Genomic DNA, 1,197 nt, shown 5'->3' on the forward strand with positions numbered 1-1,197 from the left:
AATATCTCACAGACACACTCTATCTTAAAAAACACCCACCAGTCTGGGGGGGGGGGGGCGGGGGGGCGCCCCCCCCCCGCCCGCCCCCGCCGCCCGCCCCCCCCCCCGTCCGTTTACCTGCACGTGCCCGACCCCCCGCCCCCCCTACCCAACGTTCCGACGTTCCGACGGGAGCTCCGACTTGCCCCGCCGCCCCACCGGCTGGACCCTCGCACTCGGCATCGCCCTGCCGGTCGAGGCCGCCACCACGCTCGCCCTGCCCGCCGCGCTCGCCGCGGCCGTCGACGCCACCCTCGGCCACCGGCCCGGGCCCGGCGCCTTCGTACGGCTCGCCCTCGTCCTGGGCGTGGCCGCCGCAGCCAATGCCACCGCCGCCGCGGCCGGCCCGGCCTGCTCCGCCGAGGCCACCGCCGCCCTGCGCGGGCGCCTCGTCCGCCACCTGCTCGCCCTCGGGCCCGGCGGCCGGCTCCGCCACGGACCACCGCCCGGCGACCTCGCCGCCCGCCTACTGGGCTCGGCCGGCGACGCAGGCGGCCGACTGCCCGCCGTCCTCGGCGCGGCCACGGCGCTGCTCACCTCGGCGGGCGCGATCGTCGGGCTCGGGCTGCTGTCGCCGTGGCTGGCGCTCGCCTTCCTCGCGGGCGTCGTCCCCGGCGTGGTGCTGATCCGGCTCTTCCTGCGCGAGGCCGGGCCGGTGTTCGCCCGCTACCAGGAGGTCCAGGCCGACCTTGCCGCCCGGCTCAGCGGCGCCCTCACCGGGCTGCGCAGCATCCACGCCGCCGGTGCCGAACAGCGCGAGGCGGCACGGGTGTTGGCGCCGCTGCCGGGCCTGTCCGCCGCCGGGCACGCGCTCTGGGCGGCGCAGCGGCGCACCGCCTGGCAGGCCACCCTGCTGATCGCGGTGGTCGAGGTCGCGGTGCTCGCCACCGCCGGGACCCTCCTCGCCGACGGCGCCCTGGCCCCCGGGGCGCTCGCCGCCGCGGCCGGCTGGGCTGCCCTCGGCGCCGGGCTCTTCGAGCAGGTCGAGGCGCTGGTCGCGGTGGCGCAGGCCCGGGCCGGGCAGGCCCGGGCCGGGCAGGCCCGGGCCGACGAACTGCTGGCCGTGGGGGCCGGCCCCCCCCCCCCCGGGCGCCCCCCCCCCCGCGCGCCCCGGGGGGGGTGGGGGTGACAAAAAGAAAACCACCCACACACACCGGG

General features: G+C 79.9%; 1 protein-coding gene. It reads left to right on the forward strand.

Annotated elements, in window-relative coordinates:
* The first annotated feature begins 181 nt into the window (after positions 1-181).
* Complete coding sequence (locus ACFV61_RS12910; RefSeq protein WP_380491588.1) at positions 182-1,168, forward strand: ABC transporter transmembrane domain-containing protein; 987 nt, start codon at positions 182-184, stop codon at positions 1,166-1,168.
* Positions 1,169-1,197: the final 29 nt, after the last annotated feature.

The sequence above is a fragment of the Kitasatospora sp. NPDC059817 genome (assembly GCF_042731835.1).
Lineage (GTDB): Bacteria > Actinomycetota > Actinomycetes > Streptomycetales > Streptomycetaceae > Kitasatospora.